Below are 20,734 nucleotides of genomic sequence, written 5' to 3'. Positions count from 1 at the left end.
CCGCTAAATGCGACGATGTTACTACTATATTTCAAGTTATTTATATCTATAAATAACACATCTCCATTAATGTGATAGGTGAATACATGGCGAAAATCTTAGTGATCGATTCAAGCGTACGCTTTAATAGTTCGACATCTCGCGAGTTAACAGGGATTCTAGCCGACAGGATAAAGGGGGATGCAAATGAGGTTATCCACAGAGATTTGACTAGAGGTATTCATTTCATTAGTGAACAGTCACTAAACTCAGTTGAAAAATTATTGGAGGAGCGGACTGTTGAGGAAAATGAGTTAGCAGCTCTATCTGACTCATTAATAGAAGAGCTTGAGTTAGCTGATTATCTAATAATTGGCGCGCCTATGTATAATTTTGGGCCTCCTGCCAGTTTGAAAGCATGGGCAGATTTGGTAGCAAGAGTGAAAAGAACATTTGAATACACCGATAATGGTCCTGTAGGACTGCTCAGGAATAAAAAAGCTTTTGTCGTCGTCGTAACTGGAGGAACAGGTGTGAATAGCAACATTGATTTCATGACGCCTTGGTTGAGGCATTTCCTGGCTTTTATCGGAATTACGAATGTTGAGATTATTTCGGCTGATGGTGTTTACGGAAATGATGGAGAAGAAAAAATCAAGTTCGCCAAAGAAAAAATTGGTAGCCTGATAATATAAAGGAGTTTAATTGATGGCGTTTAACGTTCAGGCTGTGGGGTGCAAGCGCGATAGCGCGCAGTGTCACACGCGAGTACCTTGTTATGTTTTTGCCTGTTCATTAAATAGAACCTTGTTTGAAAACGGATCTGTAACTTCAAATACTTTTGCACCCCAAGGTGCAGTAGTCATTTCCGGTTTATTGTATTTGTAATCTTTTGAGATAATCTCTTTGAAAAGATTATCGAGTTCATTTGTATTGACGAATACTTTTGAGCCCGGAGTACAATCGCCTGAATGCTCACTCAAGTGAAATACTAAATTTCCACATGATACCTGCATATAAATTGGAAAGCCTGCCTCAAACCGGTGCTCCCAATCGAGATTCATACCGAGAAAGCCTAAATAAAATTCTTTAGCTTTCCTTTCGTCAAATATTCTTATTATTGGTATTGCTTGGAATTCCATTTCATTTCCTTTTACACGTAACGTTTAAACTCACGGGCGCAAATGAAGCGTAGCGTAATTTGCGTCCGGTGGAGTGCCTTGTTAGCGCGCATTTATTTTCTCAATATATTCGCTTGCTATATTTTCCCAACCCGGCACTAGATAGATAGATTTCTCAAAATGCACTTTTGAAAGTTCGTTATTCTCAGTGAAATAATAAGCTTTTGCTATGAGCCAGTTGGCATCAACATGGTTAGGGTATTTCTTTAACTTATTTTTGCACTCAGAAATGGCTTCTTGATATTCGCCTTTATCAATCAACCCAACAACTCTATTTTCAAAAAACGTATCCCATGCCTTTTTGAAACTTACAACTATATTCTGAGTTGACTCTATTGTTTTCACCAATCCCCAAACAGCTACTACGCACATAATAATAAAAACAAATACACGAATTGTTTCTAATTCTTGTAATATTTCTGCTTCCATACAATTTATTCCTTTGCGCTAACTATAATTAGTGGACCTAAATGTCCTTTTTAATTCGGGCATTTAGGGTGCATAACACCCTTGCTATTAAATGTTTCAACAACGTAACTAAAAATATAAGGACTCAAACAATATCTAAAATGACAATCTAAGGTTAGATAATACCTGAGTTAAATATTAGGAATTATTGCGTTTCCCTATACTTATTTTTCTTGTTCAGGAAAGATTGTCTGAGAAGTGCGAGACATCCTATCCCTCGTTATTATATTTTGAGTGTAAGACCAGGCGGGTAATGAATCCAGCCTTATTATGGTGTTATTGTTTGTTTTCCTTCGCGTTACTTCGCGACCTTTGCGGTTAAACGCTCTTACAAAAACGCCCACCCCGCAAACGGCTCAATCTCATCCCGGTTCACCAGTACCAACTGGTAGGCATTCGGGTTCATGGAATGATCCACCGACGTATCCACCGACAGGCGATGCAGCAGGTAACCGACCAGGGCATGCCTAACCTCCAGTTCAATCACCTCACCTTGTGCATCGTAATCGACTAATAAACTCTCTCGCTTGCGCGCATCCAGTTTCGGGTGCGGGGCGAGTTGCAGGGTGGCGAGTTCTACCCAGTCGTCGTCGTACTGGATGTTGGACTCGGCGTCTTGATCCAGCAGCTCGGCCTCGACGATGCGTGAGAGCACAAAATCTCGGAAATCATAAGTATCGTGACTGTAGGCGCGCACGTGCCAGCGCAGGTCGGTGTTAACCAGAGAGTGCGGTTCAATGATGCGGTTTTCTTCGGCCTGACGGTCTGACAGGGATTTGTAACGGACGCGTAACTGCTGGTGTTGTTTCATGGCGCGGATGATCGGTGCGCAGACCTCAACACTGGGCAGGCGGGTCGGCAGGGGCAGGGCCTCGACCGGGATACCGTAGACATTCTCATCACCATCAAGGCCTGCCGCGCCGCCGACCGTGGCGAGGTTGGCGGCGATCATCGGCAGCACGACCTCAGGCGAGAGGTCGGCAAACAGGGCCTGGAAGCTCGCGGTCGGCACGAAGCCGAACACACTGTGGCGGTAGGCGAGGTTGTCCGGGGCCTGCTCGCTGTAGGCCTTCAGGTCCTTGGTGGCGGCGGCATCGGAGAGGCCAAAGGTTCGCGCCACGTCACTGCGCGTCACCAGGCCGGTATAAAAGGCCATGATCTCTATATAGAGGAACCGCTGGCGTACGGCCCATTTGACCTCGGCAGGGGATTTGTACGGACTTGCCATGCTAACTCCATTGAATTTACAAGGAATTATAGCGCCTTCCCCAACTATATAAAGCACCTGAGTAAAAATTATGACAAAGTATAAATTATCTAGGTGGTAAAAAGTATTGACACAGGCGAAAGTATAGCCTATTCTCTCTTGCAACAGGTGAGGGATGGCCTCACCACGAATTGAAAACACCTGAGCAAACAACGAGATGTCACTTAAGAACAGGAGAAGCAAGATGGCTAATACAGATGATCAGAAGAACAAGGCACTCAGCGCCGCACTGGGACAAATCGAAAAGCAGTTCGGCAAGGGCTCGGTGATGCGCCTTGGTGATGAAGGCGTGAATAACGATATTGAAGTGGTTTCGACCGGTTCCCTGGGGCTGGATGTCGCGCTTGGCATCGGTGGTCTGCCCAGAGGTCGTGTGGTCGAGATCTATGGCCCGGAATCTTCCGGTAAGACGACCCTGACCCTGCATGTGATCGCCGAGGCGCAGAAGGCCGGCGGTACCTGTGCCTTTGTCGATGCCGAGCATGCGCTGGACCCGAGTTATGCCGAAAAGCTGGGCGTGAATATCGATGACCTGCTGGTCTCGCAGCCGGATACCGGCGAGCAGGCGCTGGAAATCACCGATATGCTGGTGCGCTCCGGGGCGGTGGATGTGCTGGTGGTCGACTCGGTCGCGGCATTGACACCAAAGGCTGAAATTGAAGGCGATATGGGTGATTCCCACATGGGCCTGCAGGCCCGCCTCATGTCACAGGCCCTGCGTAAGCTGACCGGTAACATCAAACGCTCGAACACCATGGTCATCTTTATTAACCAGATTCGTATGAAGATCGGCGTTATGTTCGGCAACCCCGAGACCACCACCGGGGGTAACGCCCTGAAGTTCTACGCCTCGGTGCGTCTGGATATCCGCCGTATTGGTGCCATCAAGAAGGGTGACGAGATCCTCGGTAACGAGACCCGGGTCAAGGTGGTGAAAAACAAGGTCGCACCACCGTTCAAACAGGTACAGTTCGATATCCTCTACGGCGAGGGGATCTCCCACCATGGCGAGATCATCGATATGGGCGTTAACCTCGACATCATCGACAAGGCCGGGGCCTGGTACAGCTATAATGGTGAGCGCATCGGTCAGGGTAAGGACAATGTGCGTAACTTCCTGAAAGAGAACCCGGAAATGTCGGATGAAATCGAGGCACAGATCCGCGCCAAGATGCTGCCAAGCAAGGAGGCCATAGCCAAAGCGGCCACTGCCGATCTTGAAGAAGATGACAGTCTGTTGGAAGAGGATGCTGAAGTCTGAGTATTTGGTTAAAACTTGACCAAAAGGGGTGCTGATGCACCCCTTTTGCATTTCCGTAGGGTACGGCCACGCGTATGTGGCTATGCCACTTTAAGTCATTGTCCGGCTAGGCTAAAATACGCGCCTGGCTGTGGGGTTTGAGGCCAATTGAGATGTATGACAAAGCACTCCGCTCCGCCGCGAATATGCTCGCCCGGCGCGAACACTCGGTATTTGAACTGACGCGCAAGCTGCAGCAGCGAGATTTCCCAGCTGATGTTATAGACAAGGTGATCGCCACGTTGATCGCGGATCGCCTGCTGAGTAATGAGCGTTATGCGGAGAGTTATGTGCGCATGCGCAGCAACAGGGGGTATGGTCCGGTGCGTATCCGCATGGAAATGCAGGAGCGTGGTGTCGAAGAGGCACTCATAGAGACGTATCTGGATGGCGCTGAGATCGACTGGTTTGGGGTGGCCCGCGAGGTGCGGGTCAGAAAATTTGGGGAAGGGCTGCCGGAGGCGTTTGAACAACGCGCCAAACAAATGCGGTTCTTGCAATACAGGGGTTTTACCCAGGCGCATCTGAATGCGGCGCTGAAAGGGTTGGATGATTAGAACGATGATGAGCACGAATGAGATTCGCCAGGCCTTCCTGGATTACTTCCATGGCAAGGGCCATGAAATCGTCGCCAGCAGCCCGCTGGTGCCGGGCAATGATCCGACCCTGTTGTTTACCAACGCCGGTATGGTGCAGTTCAAGGAAACCTTCCTCGGCCAGGAAAAGCGCCCTTACACGCGCGCCACCAGTGTGCAGCGTTGTGTGCGCGCCGGTGGCAAGCACAACGACCTCGAGAACGTCGGTTACACCGCACGTCACCATACCTTCTTTGAAATGCTTGGCAACTTCAGCTTTGGCGATTACTTCAAGCGCGAAGCGATTCAATATGCCTGGGAGTTTCTCACCGAGGTGGCCAGGCTGCCGGCGGAAAAACTCTGGGTCACCGTGTTTGAAGACGACGACGAGGCCGCCGATATCTGGTTGAAAGAGATCGGTGTCGACCCGGCGCGTTTCTCGCGCATCGGTGCCAAGGATAACTTCTGGTCAATGGGGGATACCGGCCCCTGTGGCCCATGTACTGAGATATTTTACGACCATGGTCCGGATGTCGCGGGTGGTCCACCGGGCACACCGGAGGAAGACGGTGATCGGTATATCGAGATCTGGAACCTGGTGTTCATGCAGTATGACCGTGATAAAGACGGCAAGCTGACACCGCTGCCGGCGCCGTCGGTGGATACTGGCATGGGCCTCGAACGCCTTGCGGCGATTTTGCAAAACGGCCATGAGAACTATGATATCGACCTGTTCCAGAATTTAATCAAGGCCGTGGCCAGACTCGCCAATACCGACGACCTCAAGCAGGCCTCCCTGCGTGTGATCGCCGACCACATCCGTGCCTGCAGTTTCCTCGTTGTCGATGGTGTGATCCCTTCCAATGAAGGTCGTGGTTATGTGTTGCGCCGCATTATTCGTCGCGCGATCCGTCACGGTTACAAGCTCGGCATTAACGAGACCTTCTTTTATAAATTAGTCGCCCCGTTGTGTGATGAGATGGGTGATGCCTACCCGGAACTGCCTGTCGTGCGTGAGCAGGTTGAACGTGTGTTGCGCACCGAGGAGGAACGCTTTGCCGAGACGCTGGATCAGGGTATGAAAATTCTTGAGCTCGCAATAGGCGAGCTCAAGGGCAAGGTCATTCCGGGTGAAACCATCTTCAAGCTCTATGATACCTATGGCTTCCCGTATGACCTGACCGGTGATATTGCGCGTGAACGTAATCTTGAGCTGGACAGCGAAGGTTTTGAACGTGAAATGACCGCGCAGCGTGAGCGCGCGCGTGCCGCCGGCAAGTTTCACACCACGGATACCGGCGAATTAAAGCTGGATGTCACTACGCCGTTTACCGGTTACGAGCACCTTGCAGAAGACACCAGGGTCATTGCGCTGTTTCATGACGGCCAGTCGGTAGATAGTCTGGAGGAAGGTCAGGAGGGTGTCGTGGTGCTCGAGCAGACGCCGTTCTATGCCGAATCGGGTGGACAGGCAGGTGATATCGGCGTGCTCGAAGAAGCGGATGTGAGCTTCGATGTCAGTGACACGCAGAAGGCCGGTGCCGACACGATTCTGCATATCGGCAAAATGCGTCGTGGTGCATTAACGGTGGGCGACATTATCACCGCCGAGGTGGATACGGCCGCAAGGCAGGCAACGGCACTGAATCATTCCGCTACACACTTGATGCACGCCGCCCTGCGCCAGGTGCTCGGCGAGCACGTCACGCAGAAGGGCTCGCTGGTCGATGCCGGGCGCCTGCGCTTTGACTTCTCTCACTTTGAAGCGGTGACACCGGAACAGTTAAGTGAGATCGAAAATATCGTCAACGCGCATATTCGTGCCAACCATAAAGTTGAAACCAAACTTATGAACATTGACGATGCCCGCGCCTCCGGGGCCATGGCCCTGTTCGGCGAGAAATATGCCGACGAAGTCCGCGTCTTGAGCATGAGCGACTTCTCGGTAGAACTCTGTGGTGGCACACATGCCCGGCGCACGGGTGATATCGGGGTGTTCAAGATTATTAATGAAACCGGAACCGCCGCCGGTATTCGCCGCATCGAGGCCGTGACCGGTGCCGGTGTGCTGCAGCGTATTGCCGAAGATGAAGCCCGTCTTAACAGCGTGGCGAAATTGCTCAAGGGCAGCCGCGAGGATGTTAATGACAAGGTCACGCAATTACTCGAGCGCCAGCGCAAGCTGGAGAAGGAACTCGAGCAATTAAAGGGCAAGCTGGCCAGCTCGGCCGGCAGTGATCTCGCCGCACAGGCCGTCGACGTAGGCGGTATCAAGATATTGGCGGCGCGCCTCGATGGCGCCGATGCCAAGGCCCTGCGTGACACGGTAGACCAGTTAAAGAACAAACTCGGCACCTCGGCGATCATCCTCGGTGCCGCCGAGGGAGACAAGGTGACCCTGATCGCCGGGGTCAGCAAGGACGCTACCGACCGCATCAAGGCCGGTGAGCTCGTCAATAGTGTCGCCCAGCAGGTCGGGGGTAAGGGCGGCGGTCGACCGGATATGGCACAGGCCGGTGGCAACAACCCGGCGGCGCTGGATGGGGCACTGGCCTCCGTGGCGGCGTGGGTTCAGGCACAAATTGGCGCCTAAATGGCCAAAAGCCCTTTATATCCATTGGATTTTCGTGTTTAATCTCCGCCCTTTGTGAAAGTAATAATGGGCGGCACAAGCTGGCGCATGTGAAGCAAGTATGGCATTAATCGTTCAAAAATATGGTGGCACCTCGGTGGGTAGCGTCGAACGCATCCAGGCCGTGGCCGATCGTGTGATTAAAGGTCGTGATGCCGGTGATCAAATGATTATCGTGCTGTCTGCCATGAGCGGTGAAACCAATCGCCTGCTCGAACTCGCCGCGGGTGTCAGTGACCGCCCAACCCCGCGTGAGCTGGACGTGTTGCTCTCCACCGGTGAACAGGTGACCATCGCCCTGTTGAGCATGTGTCTGGAGGCGCGTGGTTACCCGGCTCGTTCCTATACCGGCAGCCAGGTACGAATACTGACCGATAGCACGCATAATAAGGCACGTATTATGGATATTAGCGATGCCAAGGTACGCGCCGACCTCGATGCCGGTCGCGTCGTGGTGGTCGCCGGGTTCCAGGGTATCGACGAACACGGTAATGTCACAACCCTGGGTCGTGGCGGTTCGGATACCACTGCCGTGGCCATGGCCGCCGCGCTGAAGGCCGATGAGTGTCAGATTTATACGGATGTGGACGGTGTCTACACCACCGACCCGCGTGTGGTGCCGGAGGCCCGCCGGCTGGATCGTATCACCTACGAAGAAATGCTCGAGATGGCGAGTCTTGGCTCGAAAGTTTTGCAGATCCGTTCGGTCGAGTTTGCCAGCAAGTACAATGTGCCACTGCGTGTGCTGTCTTCATTTGATGAGGGAGGGCAGGGCACGCTGATCACCTCCGAGGAAACAAGCATGGAACAACCGGTTATTTCAGGTATTGCCTTCAATCGTGACGAGGCCAAGCTGACCATTCTGGGTGTGCCGGATCATCCCGGTGTGGCCTCCAAGATCCTCGGTCCGATTGCCGATGCCAATATCGAAGTGGATATGATTGTGCAGAACGTCGCGGCCGATGACACCACCGATTTCACCTTCACGGTGCACCGCAACGAATTTGCGCGTGGTATGGAGGTACTGAAGCAGGTCGCCAGGGAACTTTCCGCCCGCGAGGTGAAGGGTGATGATAAGATCATCAAGATTTCACTGGTAGGCGTGGGCATGCGTTCGCATGCCGGTATTGCCAGTAAAATGTTTTCGACCCTGGCGGCCGAAAATATTAATATTCAGATGATTTCTACCTCTGAGATCAAGGTTTCTGTGGTGGTAGATGAAAAGTACCTTGAGCTTGGCGTGCGCGCACTTCATCAAGCCTTTGATCTTAAAGAAGATTTATAATAATAATAAACCCGTATGTACCTATTTAAAATAAGGCTATAGAATTAGTATATAATCAGAAGGCCATGGCAGGCTAATACAATCGGGAGAGATAACGGCATATTTTTTATGACGTTAACAGGGGCTTAGGGGTATAGTTTTCGACTCTGCTGGACGATATATAAAACGAGTTCGAAAAGGATGACTCAACCAATTGTTGTAATGGTTCTATCAGGAGAGCAGTAACATGTTAATTTTGACAAGACGTGTCGGCGAAACGCTGATTATCGGTGACGATGTCACCGTTACCGTACTCGGGGTGAAGGGTAACCAGGTACGAATCGGTGTGAATGCCCCAAAGGATGTCACAGTACACCGTGAGGAGATCTACGAGCGCATTCAGCGTGAGAAAGATGAGCCCGCAGTAAAAGATGAGTCCACAGTAAGCGAGTAAGACGTTTTCCCCGGAATTTCTGGGGTGGGTAACAAGCCATTTCGCTTATTTTCGCTATATTGGCTGATTTTAAGCCAGGCGGATAAAAAAAGCCTCGACCAAGTGCCGGTCGGGGCTTTTTGCTTTCGCATTAACCCTATATAATACCGCTCTCGCTGAGGTCATCCTCTGTGGATATTTGGAGAGCTGGCCGCACCTAGAATCCCTTCGGGCTTCATTAGGTTGTCTCACAGAACCCTGAAGGGTTCATTGTGAGTACCCTACACATTGAGTGTCAGGGCAACGCTCTGCTCCGGCAAGTGGCTCCATTTTATATTGGATGCAATGGAGTAGTTAGAACCGTTTAATACTGATAGTTAGAGTTTTTGGAGAGCTGGCCGAGTGGCTGACTAAGCGGCTTTGCCGCTTGAACGTTGGAGCCATCGGAGATGGACGACGACGGCCCCGAAGGGGCGAGGGACGGAGTCCCGAGTAACGCGCACCCCGTTTTAAATAGCGTGTGCCGTGCAAAATACGTTACCTGTCGTACTATTAGTGGGTAATAGAAAGAATTGGAGAGCTGGCCGAGTGGCTGAAGGCGCACCCCTGCTAAGGGTGTATAGGCTTATACCCTATCGAGGGTTCGAATCCCTCGCTCTCCGCCATAACCAAAAAAACCGCCCACTGGGCGGTTTTTTTGGTTCTTAGGCGAGGGATTTGAACCCTCGATGAATATAAAAAGCCGGTTTGCACCTCAGAACCCCTTCGGGTTTCATCAGGTATTTCCTACGCATCGCTCCGGTCACAAGCTGCGGAGCAGCGCAGAACGCCAAAGGCGGCCCGAAGGGCGAGGGCGATAGCCCGAGTAATCCCTCGCTCTCATAGAATCCCTTCGGGCTTCATTATGAGTACCCTACGCTTCCAGCGTCAGGGCATCCGCCATAACCAAAAAACCGCCCACTGGGCGGTTTTTTGGTTCTTAGGCGAGGGATTTGAAACCCTCGACAGGATTATTTCTCAACAAACACGGATGCTTAGCGCGAAATTCGGTGTACATTAGCAGGAACTAATCTTGACTGAATGGTGGATTCCAAGGATAATACGCGCCTCTTAAGCGCCTGTAGCTCAGCTGGATAGAGTACCTGGCTACGAACCAGGCGGTCGGGCGTTCGAATCGCTCCAGGCGCGCCATACAAGATAAAAAAGCCTCCTTTGCGGAGGCTTTTTTATTTGTTCGCCTGAAGATGGTTTATGAACACCCGACATTAAAAGGTAGCGTTTGACAAGACGACGAAGTCGGCGCAGAACGGCCGAAGGCCGGCCCGTAGGGCGAGGGCATAGCCCGAGTAATCGCTCCAGGCGCGCCATATAAATGCAAAAAGCTCCCTTTATGGGGGCTTTTTGCATTTATGGGGTATGTTTGAAAGGTGATTCGAACGCCCGACGTAATATGAAGGATCGTTCGACAAGCCGACGAAGTCGGCGCAGAACGTTGGAGCTTGCGACGACGGCCCCGAAGGGGTGAGGCCACAGGCCGAATAATCGCTCCAGGCGCGCCACTCGCAGGCTGACCGCAACTAACGGCAATAGTCCAAGTACCGGCAACATGACAGCACTAATTGGTCAATTTGCTCTGAGGGACTGTCATACTCCGGTAACTACGCCGAATAAATCCATGTACCAACCCAAAAAGGCTCGTCCCTTTATTGTATTGACGATCAGTGATGCACTGAGCGATTAGATGATCAGGCAAACAAATCTTGGCAATGTTGACCGCATAGATCCAGGCCAAATATGACGGTGGCACGGTTAAGAGCGAAACGGCACTTACATAGTGTGAGAGTGGTATTTATAAAAATTAATTTATTGCGTAAGGTTAGCGCATATTGTTAAAATTCAGGGATGCGTTCTTGGCGAAAATTCATATTTGTAAACAAATCCGTCAGTTGGCTGGTTCTGGCTGCTGTTGTTATGCTGTCGCTATTCCCTGCACACATCCATATGTATCATGAAGATGATCTATTAGTCTCATCCCATTTGACCAATATGACATCTCAGGCTCACGATCATCATGCTGCTATTCATGCTATTTCCGATACTAGGGGGCATGATGGGCATGAAGATGATGTTGTATTAGCTGCAACACCTGATACCTTGATAAAGAAAGTTAATTTTAATTCTCTCTTTATAGCTATCTTGATTGGAATTTTTGTTTTCCTAAGTATTACTTTTTCATCTCACAAGCTTCGTCCGCTTGTGTCTACTCATCTGCGTAAGTTGTATATTTGTAGTACCCCTCCTCTCCGAGCACCACCCCTCCATTAATTTTTAGATATCCCTTTTGATAAATTTTGCCGGCGTTTCGCCTGGCACACGCATGCTGTCTATGCGCAACATTAAAAATCATTATTCGGACTATTTTACCATGTCCGGGAGTATATAAACGATGCGATACTGGATACCCCTGGTAGCGATGCTTATATCTATATCGTCAGCGTATGCTGGGGATAAATTTACTGCCAATGTAATCAGCCTGGAACAGGTTGTTGCTAAAGTCCTTGAGCATAATCCGCAAATACTGGCCGGTGACATTGAGTCAAGGGCAGCCGTAGCAAGGGTTCAGCAGGCACAACAATCATTATCCCCGTTGACTCTCAAACTTGAGCTTGAAAACGTTGCTGGATCGGGCGTGTATAGCGGTAATGATCGTCTTGAAACAACGCTTAGTTTAGCCAAGGTATTAGAACTCGGCCGGAAACCTGAGTTGCGTGAAAGCGTTGCGAAAAATGAAGCCAACTTATTACGAAATGAACAAGATGCAAGGAAGCTCGATCTTCTGGCAGAGGCGACAAGGCGTTTTGTAGAGGTTGTGCTTGACCAACATAAGCTGAAAATAGCTAAGAATAAATTAGCACTCATAAAAGGCATACAGGATATTGTCGCAAAACGCGTAAGACTCGGTAAAAGCCCACAAGCAGAACAGAGACGGGTAAGAATTGAACTGGAACGAGCGAAAATAGAATTAGAGCATATTGAGCACGAATTGAAGACATCCCGTGTCAAGCTTTCATCAACATGGGGAAAAACATCACCCGGTTTTATATCGGCACAGGCAGAATTGTTTTCACTGCAAGAACCAGGCTCTTTCCAGCAACTCGAGGAACTATTGACGAGAAATCCGGATATTGTTCAGTATGCAACGCAGGAACGCCTTGCTGCAGCACGACTGAATCTTGCCAACTCACGCAGCCGATCGGATGTGGAAATATCAGGCGGTATTAGACATTTTCACGATACGTCGGATACCGCCCTGGTGTTATCGGCCAGTATGCCTTTTGGTTCATCATCACGAGCCAAGCCATTTATAGGTGAAGCACAGTTATTATCCCAGTTGACACCCTATAACCGTGAGCAACGACGTATCACACTGTATACGAATCTATACGCGTTATACCAGGAAATCCATCATGCGATTGATGCGGTGAAGGTATTGCGAGAAATAATAATTCCGGAAGCAGAACTGGTGCTTCGTGATTATAAACGTGGTTATGAGGCAGGTCGATACTCTCTCATTGAACTAAACACCGTTCAAAGAACCTTGCTTGATGCGCAACTGGAAGCAGCGGTTACCGCGAGTAATTACCACCGAAACAAAATTGAAATCGAGCGCCTAACAGGTAGCAATATGGCTCGTTTGGAGAAAAATCATGAAGTCAGGTAATACTAAATTTTTACAACTATTCTGGACTGTTAGCTTTGCAATATTGCTTAGTGCTTGTGGTGTTAGTGATAACGAACCCAAAAGTTCGATGGCTGGAGAGCACGGTGCAGAAACAGAAATAGAAGTTGAAAAAGGACCTCATGGTGGTCGCATGCTACATTCTGGTGATTTCTCGCTCGAACTATCAATTTTCGAAACGGGTGTGCCGCCAGAATTTCGTGCCTGGGCGAAAAATGAAGGTCGTTTACTTACACCGGATGAAGTTGATCTGAAGATTAAATTAATTCGACTGGGTAACAAGATAGATGACATAGGTTTCGAGCCGCATGGGGACGCACTGCGCGGCGATACGGTCATCTATGAACCCCATTCATTCGTGGTCAATATCATTGCCCTTCACAAGGGGGTAACCCATAGCTGGGAATATGATAATTTTGAAGGCCGCACTATGATCGAACCCAAGGTGGCCGAAGCGCTCGCTATTGGGACATCAGTAGCAGAAGCCGGGGTCATAAAAGAAATTGTCACTGTGTACGGAAAGATTGTCGGTGACAGTGAGCGTATGAGAGATGTCAGTGCGCGATTTGATGGCCAAATTAAGTCTGTGGCACCATCAATTGGCGATACGGTTAAGAAAGGTCAGCTTCTCGCACGAGTCGAGAGCAATGAAAGTCTGAAAATATATAACATCAACGCACCGATCAGTGGCGTAATCACACATCGCAATGCAAACCCTGGTGAGCAAACCAATGGACGCAACCTGTTTACGATTATGGACACCTCTTCAGTGTGGGCCAATTTGTCCATATTTCCTTCTGATCGCACACGAGTACGTATTGGTGCCCCTGTCCGCATAACCACGGCAATAGGTGGGCAGGTATTTGATGGTGTCATTGATCGCATTAATGTTATGACTGAGGTAAATCAGGCCGTTACTGCACGCGTTGTGCTGGATAACAAGGAGGGGCGTTTACTCCCGGGCAGCTTTGTTTCAGCCGATATTGAAATAGCAATGCACTCTGTAGATCTTGCAGTGAAACGCACTGGCTTACAGGCATTCAGAGACTTTACCGTGGTATACGCAAAGATAGGTGATGAATACGAAGTACGTATGCTGGAACTAGGCCGTCAGGATGGTGAGTGGGTGGAAGTACTTGGTGGTCTTGAGCCAGGCACACGTTATGTCAGCGATAACAGCTACATCATCAAAGCCGACATTGAAAAATCTGGCGCATCACACGATCACTAAGGAGTTATCATGCTTGAAGCTATAATTAATTTCTCGCTGGCTCGCCGTGGTCTGGTGATGACAGCCGTACTTTTGGTGATGGGCCTGGGTATATGGAACTTCACCAAACTACCCATTGATGCAGTACCGGATATCACCAATGTACAAGTCTCAATTAATACCGCTGCACCTGGCTATACGCCATTGGAAGCTGAACAAAGAGTAAGCTTTCCGGTAGAAACAGCAATGGTCGGTTTGCCAAAGCTTTCTTATACACGCTCTGTTTCACGTTATGGCCTTTCACAGGTGACGGTTGTTTTTGAAGAAGGAACAGATATCTATTTTGCACGCCAATTGGTTGGCGAACGTTTGAATGCTGCCAAAAGTGATTTGCCAGCGTCACTAGAACCCAAGCTGGGTCCGATTGCTACCGGTTTGGGTGAGATTTTCATGTTTACGGTTGATGCCGAGCCGGGGGCGACAAACCCGGATGGCAGCGCCATCACGCCTACAGACCTTCGTTCAGTTCACGACTGGATTATTCGCCCACAATTATCACGGGTAGCTGGCGTTGCGGAAATTAACCCGGTTGGTGGCTTCAAGAAAGAGATCCTGGTGGCCCCAGAACCAGGCAAGCTACTCGCATATGGGCTTGGTTACCCTGATATATATAACGCACTGCAGAGAAATAATGATAACCGGGGTGTAGGCTTCATCGAGCGCAACGGCTCACAATGGTTAATGAGGGTGCCTGGTCAGGTGACGGGCATGGCAGACATTGAGAATATCGTTATTAGACAGCAACAGGGTGTACCTATACGCATAAAGGATGTGGCTACAGTCGGACTTGGTAAGGAATTACGTTCAGGTGCTGCCACCCAGAATGGCCGAGAAGTGGTTATGAGCACCGTGTTTATGCTAATCGGTGAAAATAGTCGCACGGTTGCCAACGATGTTGCTATAAAGCTGGAGGAAATTAAATCTACATTACCGGCAGGCATCACCGCGACGGCAGTTTACAATCGCACAGAATTGGTCGATAAAACCTTGGTTACCGTTCAAAAGAATCTGATAGAAGGCGCCATACTTGTCATCGTTATACTTTTCCTGCTGTTAGGGAATGTTCGCGCAGCTATTCTAACCGCTTTGGTCATTCCCATTGCAATGCTCATGACCATCACTGGTATGCTCAAATCAGGTGTTAGCGCAAACCTGATGAGCCTGGGCGCACTTGATTTTGGTTTGATTATCGATGGTGCAGTGATTATTGTAGAAAATTGCCTGAGAAGACTCAGTGAATCTGGTCGTGATGGCATGATGTCACTGAAGGAACGCCTGGCAGTTGTATTTGATTCTACGCGTGAAGTGATACGCCCGGCATTATTTGGAGTGTTCATTATTACCGCTGTTTACATCCCTATTTTTGCACTATCAGGTGTTGAAGGAAAAATGTTCCACCCCATGGCGACTACGGTAATTATCGCGCTGGTTAGTGCGATGGTTTTATCGATAACATTTATTCCGGCAGGTGTAGCATTATTATTTCGAAAACCCGTCATAGAGAAGCAAAACCGCATTATTAATACTGCACGTATCATATATAAACCGATATTGATGCTAAGCCTAAGATTTCGCTGGATTGTAATATCATCGGCGCTGCTGCTGGTTATTGTGTCGGGGTTACTGGTTCCCAGGCTGGGTTCGGAGTTTGTGCCTAATCTTGATGAGGGGGATATTGCAATGCACGCATTGCGAATTCCCGGTACGTCATTGCAACAGGCCATAGAACTCCAAAAAGTGCTGGAAGCAGAAATTAATAAAATGCCTGAGGTAGAAAGAGTTTTTGCCAAAATTGGTACCGCCGAGGTTGCTACAGATGCCGTGCCACCCAGTGTTGCGGACAATTTTATTATACTAAAACCTCGAGACAGCTGGCCGGATCCAGATAAATCGAAGAACAAAGTGGTGGAAGAACTGGAAGCGCTGGTCACACCTATCCCAGGCAACCGTTATGAATTCTTGCAGCCCATCCAAATGCGCTTTAATGAATTGATTGCAGGCGTGAGGACAGAGCTTGCCGTTAAAGTTTTTGGCGATGATTTTGACCAACTCATAGACCTCGGTAGTCAAATAGAAAAAGCCATAAATAAAGTGCCAGGCGCTGCTGATGTCGCTGTTGAGCAAACGACGGGTTTGCCCATTATGACAATAGAACCAAAGCGTGAGGCAATGGCTCGTTTAGGCCTGTCTGTACAGGGCGTACAGGATATGTTGTCTACCGCACTTGGTGGTACGGTAGCAGGCCAAATGTATGAGGGTGACCGGCGCGCAGACATTGTTGTACGTCTTGCTGAGGACCTGAGAACTGACACCGATTCTTTATCTAATCTGCCTGTTATGCTACCTGAAGGTGGTTATGTGGCTTTGGGCGAGATTGCAGAACTAAACTTGTCTACGGGTTATAACCAGGTATACAGGGAAAATGGTAAACGCCGTGTTGTTGTGGCGGCAAATGTCCGTGGTCGAGACCTCGGCTCTTTTGTCAAAGATGTACAAAATGCTGTCACTAAGAATGTAGACATTCCTGCTGGCTACTGGGTCGAGTACGGTGGGACATACCAGAAATTACAATCTGCCTCCAAGAGACTGTCTGTAGTCGTACCGCTGACATTGCTGTTGGTTTTGGGTTTGCTGATCATGGCCTTGGGTTCGGTTAAAGATGCTGCGGTGATATTTTCGGGAGTGCCCCTGGCGTTAACCGGCGGGATCATCGCATTATTGCTCAGGGATATTCCGTTTTCGATTTCAGCTGCGGTAGGGTTTATCGCTCTATCTGGTATTGCCGTATTAAACGGATTAGTCATGGTCGCATTCATTCGCGATCTGCGTATGCATGGTAAAGGCCTTGAAGATGCCATTGTTGATGGCGCTTTAACAAGGCTTCGACCTGTATTAATGACCGCTCTGGTCGCCGCATTGGGCTTTATACCCATGGCGCTTAATACGGGGATTGGTTCTGAAGTACAGCGCCCGCTTGCAACAGTGGTAATAGGCGGGATTATTTCGTCAACCATACTTACCCTGGTTGTGTTACCGGCTCTATACAGGCTTGTTTACGTAAACGATAAACAGGAATCCACATCTACTAATTAAGCTGATGTCATACTATTATGTGTTTTGATTTAGGGATCATTATTTAATGCCACGCATTTGCGGACACCATTCTCGCGGTAGTACCTTTGGTGCCTGTTCAGCCTATGCTATGGCTCTATATAGATACGAAAAAAACATCTAAAGTTAGCGAATTATCATGCAAGCTCATACGCTTGCGTGCGATTTGTTGCCGTAAAACTATGTTTATAGTGTCTGAAAAACCTTTTCTTTCAAATCTGGCGTAAACATGGCTTGACACACTCGCGATAACTTCATATTTTTGGGCTTATAAACCACTCATAAAAAGGCGCTGCACGGGCCATACCTTGTCAGAGGCAGCTTTTTTGTTGAGATTTTGCAAGTGGGCACCGACACTGTCGGTATACAAGGAGTTAATGCCATGCCACAGACTGATCATAGTTACTCCGAATCTGTCACTAAAGGTCTTTACCTGATTCATGACAGCGCCTGGGCGATACGCGAGGACGACGATGCCAACAGCCTCGTCGATCTCACCGACGCCATCACTGAGCGTCTGGCCAAGGCCGAGGCCATAAGCCGCTTGTTAATCGGTAGCCAGGACTATCCGAACGACGCGACCATTGCCGATGCTGCCTGGGCCATTACTGATCTTATCCATGAGACACGCGAGCTTTACGCCAGGCAATGGCAGCGGGTGAGGCACTATGAGCAGGGCGACAAATAATAAATGTATTCCGAAGCGCTGCTTATCGGGAAATTCTGCCTGGCGAACTATCCCTTCGCGTCGAGGCAACTTAGGTAGTGCCAGGCAGAAGCAGTTTTATCTCTACCCCGGTAACATCAGCGCGATTATCTGCCTGTAACTGACCACCATGGTATTCGGCAATGGTCCGGGCGATAAACAGGCCCATGCCCAGGTGAGGTCGCTCATCGCTCGATGGCCGGGTGCTGGTCATGGACATGAAGGTGGAGCCGCGCAGTTCTTCCGGTAGTAACGGTCCTTCGTTCAGAACCCGAAGAATAATCTGCGTTCCTTCCATGGCAAGGTGTATGTTGATGGGGCTCTCGGGGCTTGCGAAATCGATAGCATTATCCACGAGTTTGTCGAGCAACTGTTCGATACGCAGTGCGCTGCCAGTAAGCTCGATGCCGCTGGCCGGCCCGGTGTAATCAAATCTTTGCTGTGGGTGTGAATGACGGCAGCTCTCTACATAGGTATGTACCAGCAGTGCAAGGTCAAACCGGGTCTTCTCATCTCCCTGCAGGGACTGCTCCAGACTCGCGGCCTCGGTCAGGCTGTCCATGATCCGGCTTAAGCGCTGGATACCACGTTCCGCACTGTGCAGGTATTGTTCATCTTTCAGGTCCGGATGTTTCTCTGTCAAATTCTGCAATGATGTGCTGATGACATTTAATGGGTTATTGATCTCATGGCGCAGTGTTCGCGGCATGTTTTCCAGGAAACTGGTATAGCGTTGCAGACGCTGTAACATGGCGCTCATGCGTTGTGATAATTGTCCCAGTTCATCACGACTTTCACGATCAGCGCGGAGTTCGGTTGCCGTCACACGGCCCTCAGAATCAATGGCTGTATCGGCTTCATGGCTCAATCGGCGGATGCGCCAGGCCAGCCATGAGGCAAAACCAAGCAGGCTGAGAATAATCACCAGTAACACTGTCAGGGTGGTCAGGGTGATTTGTAAAAAAGTCTTGCGTTGCAGGGCGAGGATATCGGTCGTATTTTGCATTAACACCACAGCACCGATGATCTGCTCTTTATTGAGTATCGGCTGTGCAGCGATAATGACCTCATCACCGGTGTTAGTGTCGACGATGCGACGCACCACCGGCGAGCCATTGAGCGCTTCCAGTACCGGGCGTTCATCCAGGCGTGCAATGGTGTCGGTTTCGTACAGGGATTGACCGCCTACCGAGGCGCGTACACGCTGATGCCTGTCGACGACCCAGATATGCGCATCGGAGCGCGCCAGCCCGCGTAAAATATTCTCCAGTTTCGATGATCGCACTACCAGCACGTTGAGTTCATTTGACCACTGTGAAGGCAAGCTGCCGATCTCGGCATTCACCTGACGACTGTCGGCATCATCGACATCAGCCACGCTGATACGCAGGCGCTTGTCCTGCCCCAGCAGTTCCTGTTTCATCCGGAACTCAACGACATAACCGTTCGGGCCTTCGAGCCACTCACCATAGATACCGCCAAGCGGGTAGCCGCCGAGTGGAAACATCCAGTTCTCATCCACTTCATAGGCGCTGATCGTACCGGGGCCTTCAGTAACCAGCACGACGCGCCGGATTTTTTCCTCGGCATCAATAAAGCTCATGCGTACATGGTCGCCATTATCCAGCCGCCGATAACCGGGGTGCCGGTAGATAACGGTGCCGTCACTAACCTGTATCGCACCATAAATATAACGTTGCTGAATACCTAGCAGTAGTGAAAATTCCGGCAGGTCCGTCATGTTGCCATTGCGTACTGAAATAATACTTTCTTCACTATAATGATTGGCATGCGGCAGGAGATGCTCCCAGTCACTTAGATAGCCATCTATCTGGATCGATACATCGAGTGGATAGGCATAGACGGAACCCTGTTCGATAAGCGAGGCGGGGATGTCTTCCGTTGGATCAAACAGGTCATTGCGATCATGTAATACGGTGGCGATGGCCTGGGTGGCGAGCAATTGTGCCTTTTCCTGTCCGGTGAGCAGGAAGTCTTTCATTTCTATCAGGTATTGATAACCCAGCCATGGAATGACCAGTAGCAGCAGGCTAATGATGATAAGGCGGCCGCGAATACTGCTGCGTCTGCTTTTCATGCACACACCCAGCGATAACCGAAGCCATAGACACTCTTGATGCAATCAAAGTCCTTATCAATGTCTCGAAATTTGTTGCGCAGGTGCAGGATGTGGGTGTTAATAGTGTTGTTCTGCACCACACCCTGACGCGTTGCCTCGGCGAGTTCATCATAACTCGCGCCGCGCGCGTCTTTTTTATTAATCAATTCCTGCAAGACACTGTATTCGGTAAAGGTCAGAACCAGCGGCTGTTCTTGCCATGCGACCTGCATACGTTCGCTGTCAAGAGTAAGATCGCCAATCTGGTGGATATTGGCAGTCGGTTCCTTATCCTGGTTGATATTCAGAATACGAAATACCGAACTCACGCGTTCTGCCAGAAATTCCAGCGATACCGGTTTGGTCTGATAGTCCCATGCGCCCAGACGCAGACCGGAAATACGATCGATGTCGTCACTGCGGCTGGTAAGAAAAATGATCGGCAGGTCTGACTTACGTGCCAGCAGGTAGCGGCACAGTTCAAAGCCTGCATCCTGTTCGGCCCCGAGCATGATGTCGAGGATCGCGAGGTCCGGCAGCTGCTGTTCAAATGCCGCCTGCGCCTCGGCACGTGTGCCATAGGCCAGCACCTGATAGCCTCGGCGTGTCAGTGCATCGACGCAGTTTTGCCGCTGGTCCGGGTCATCCTCGACGATGGCGATGGTTCTATCCAAGCGATTTCCTCCAAAT

Annotated in this window: 15 protein-coding genes and 2 tRNA genes; 12 read left to right on the top strand and 5 right to left on the bottom strand. The window is 49.9% G+C overall.

The annotated features are described in order from the left end of the window. Nucleotides 1–86 precede the first annotated feature (86 nt). Complete coding sequence (locus tag EL386_RS09695) at nucleotides 87–674, top strand: FMN-dependent NADH-azoreductase (RefSeq protein ID WP_126455707.1); 588 nt, start codon at nucleotides 87–89, stop codon at nucleotides 672–674. 81 nt (nucleotides 675–755) lie between these two features. On the opposite strand, the gene EL386_RS09690 is transcribed toward EL386_RS09695, so the two are convergent. The 3 genes from EL386_RS09690 to EL386_RS09680 form a co-directional block, all read right to left on the bottom strand. After that, nucleotides 756–1,121 carry a glyoxalase superfamily protein gene (locus EL386_RS09690; RefSeq protein WP_126455705.1) on the bottom strand — a complete coding sequence of 122 codons (366 nt, stop codon included), beginning with the start codon at nucleotides 1,119–1,121 and terminating at the stop codon, nucleotides 756–758. A gap of 81 nt (nucleotides 1,122–1,202) precedes the next feature. After that, the gene (locus EL386_RS09685) at nucleotides 1,203–1,589 is read right to left on the bottom strand and encodes a tetratricopeptide repeat protein (RefSeq protein WP_126455703.1); all 387 of its coding nucleotides are present in this window, start codon (nucleotides 1,587–1,589) and stop codon (nucleotides 1,203–1,205) included. A 367-nt stretch (nucleotides 1,590–1,956) separates the two neighbouring features. Next, nucleotides 1,957–2,856 (bottom strand): WYL domain-containing protein, encoded by a 900-nt coding sequence (locus tag EL386_RS09680; protein ID WP_126455701.1) that lies wholly within the window; start codon nucleotides 2,854–2,856, stop codon nucleotides 1,957–1,959. 223 nt (nucleotides 2,857–3,079) lie between these two features. Between EL386_RS09680 and recA the strand changes: the two genes are divergently transcribed. From recA to EL386_RS09625, 11 genes are all read left to right on the top strand, one after another. Beyond that, complete coding sequence (recA, locus tag EL386_RS09675; protein ID WP_126455699.1) at nucleotides 3,080–4,156, top strand: recombinase RecA; 1,077 nt, start codon at nucleotides 3,080–3,082, stop codon at nucleotides 4,154–4,156. Between the two features lie 152 nt (nucleotides 4,157–4,308). Next, nucleotides 4,309–4,752 carry a regulatory protein RecX gene (locus EL386_RS09670; RefSeq protein WP_126455697.1) on the top strand — a complete coding sequence of 148 codons (444 nt, stop codon included), beginning with the start codon at nucleotides 4,309–4,311 and terminating at the stop codon, nucleotides 4,750–4,752. A gap of 4 nt (nucleotides 4,753–4,756) precedes the next feature. Beyond that, the gene (gene alaS, locus EL386_RS09665) at nucleotides 4,757–7,363 is read left to right on the top strand and encodes an alanine--tRNA ligase (protein ID WP_197722050.1); all 2,607 of its coding nucleotides are present in this window, start codon (nucleotides 4,757–4,759) and stop codon (nucleotides 7,361–7,363) included. A gap of 100 nt (nucleotides 7,364–7,463) precedes the next feature. After that, the gene (locus EL386_RS09660; protein ID WP_126455695.1) at nucleotides 7,464–8,687 is read left to right on the top strand and encodes an aspartate kinase; all 1,224 of its coding nucleotides are present in this window, start codon (nucleotides 7,464–7,466) and stop codon (nucleotides 8,685–8,687) included. Nucleotides 8,688–8,913: 226 nt separating this feature from the next. Continuing rightward, nucleotides 8,914–9,120: a carbon storage regulator CsrA gene (csrA, locus tag EL386_RS09655; RefSeq protein WP_126455693.1), complete on the top strand. Its 207-nt coding sequence runs from the start codon at nucleotides 8,914–8,916 to the stop codon at nucleotides 9,118–9,120. Nucleotides 9,121–9,673: 553 nt separating this feature from the next. Continuing rightward, nucleotides 9,674–9,764 (top strand) — tRNA-Ser (locus EL386_RS09650). 449 nt (nucleotides 9,765–10,213) lie between these two features. Continuing rightward, a tRNA-Arg gene (locus EL386_RS09645) sits at nucleotides 10,214–10,290 on the top strand. A gap of 1,255 nt (nucleotides 10,291–11,545) precedes the next feature. After that, nucleotides 11,546–12,820 (top strand): TolC family protein, encoded by a 1,275-nt coding sequence (locus EL386_RS09640; RefSeq protein ID WP_126455691.1) that lies wholly within the window; start codon nucleotides 11,546–11,548, stop codon nucleotides 12,818–12,820. Further along, entirely contained in the window at nucleotides 12,807–14,069 is a 1,263-nt protein-coding gene (locus tag EL386_RS09635; RefSeq protein WP_126455689.1) for an efflux RND transporter periplasmic adaptor subunit, read from the top strand. Before EL386_RS09640 ends, EL386_RS09635 begins: the two co-directional genes overlap by 14 nt. 9 nt (nucleotides 14,070–14,078) lie before the next feature. Next, complete coding sequence (locus EL386_RS09630; RefSeq protein ID WP_126455687.1) at nucleotides 14,079–17,201, top strand: efflux RND transporter permease subunit; 3,123 nt, start codon at nucleotides 14,079–14,081, stop codon at nucleotides 17,199–17,201. Between the two features lie 400 nt (nucleotides 17,202–17,601). Beyond that, on the top strand, nucleotides 17,602–17,907 hold the full coding sequence (locus EL386_RS09625; RefSeq protein ID WP_126455685.1) for a hypothetical protein: 306 nt from the start codon (nucleotides 17,602–17,604) through the stop codon (nucleotides 17,905–17,907). A 70-nt stretch (nucleotides 17,908–17,977) separates the two neighbouring features. Here the strand turns inward: EL386_RS09625 and EL386_RS09620 are convergent, their stop codons facing one another. Together EL386_RS09620 and EL386_RS09615 are read right to left on the bottom strand one after the other, a co-directional pair. Further along, nucleotides 17,978–20,023 (bottom strand): ATP-binding protein, encoded by a 2,046-nt coding sequence (locus EL386_RS09620; protein ID WP_126455683.1) that lies wholly within the window; start codon nucleotides 20,021–20,023, stop codon nucleotides 17,978–17,980. Beyond that, nucleotides 20,020–20,718, bottom strand: coding sequence for a response regulator (locus EL386_RS09615; protein WP_126455681.1), 699 nt, complete (start codon nucleotides 20,716–20,718; stop codon nucleotides 20,020–20,022). Before EL386_RS09615 ends, EL386_RS09620 begins: the two co-directional genes overlap by 4 nt. Nucleotides 20,719–20,734: the final 16 nt, after the last annotated feature.

Origin of the sequence: Sulfuriflexus mobilis (genome assembly GCF_003967195.1) — a bacterium.
Taxonomy (GTDB): Bacteria; Pseudomonadota; Gammaproteobacteria; order AKS1; family AKS1; genus Sulfuriflexus; species Sulfuriflexus mobilis.
The sequence above is the reverse complement of the archived record's forward strand: the minus strand, read 5'-3'. Positions and strand labels throughout refer to the sequence as shown.